1 tRNA gene and 1 rRNA gene are annotated in these 380 nt (G+C 42.1%); both read left to right on the top strand.

Annotated elements, in window-relative coordinates:
* A 16S ribosomal RNA gene (locus D0T87_RS23845) occupies nt 1-82 on the top strand; the annotation flags it as partial.
* 223 nt (nt 83-305) lie between these two features.
* Nucleotides 306-379: transfer RNA gene (locus D0T87_RS23840), tRNA-Ile, on the top strand.
* Nucleotide 380: the final 1 nt, after the last annotated feature.

Here is a 380-nt window from a genome sequence, read left to right as displayed (position 1 = left end):
TCGTCCTAGGGTAAAACTGGTGACTGGGGCTAAGTCGTAACAAGGTAGCCGTACCGGAAGGTGCGGCTGGAACACCTCCTTTCTGGAGTGATGCCTGCAATGATTTACGATTTGACTATTTACTATTTACGATTACCGTAAGTTTTAGATATTCATCTTGCATATACGGTCAAATTCACGGTTTAGTTAATATTGGATGAGCAATCATCTGGTATTGTACTCTTGTTAGTTATGTTTATATATAGTATTGAGAGATAAAAGAAGCCGAGCCCGCCTATTTTTTTTGGCTGTGGCAAGGTTGAACTAGTCCTATAGCTCAGTTGGTTAGAGCGCTACACTGATAATGTAGAGGTCGGCAGTTCAACTCTGCCTGGGACTAC

Source organism: Bacteroides sp. 51 (genome assembly GCF_010500965.1).
Classification (GTDB): Bacteria; Bacteroidota; Bacteroidia; order Bacteroidales; family Bacteroidaceae; genus Bacteroides.
The sequence above is the reverse complement of the archived record's forward strand: the minus strand, read 5'-3'. Positions and strand labels throughout refer to the sequence as shown.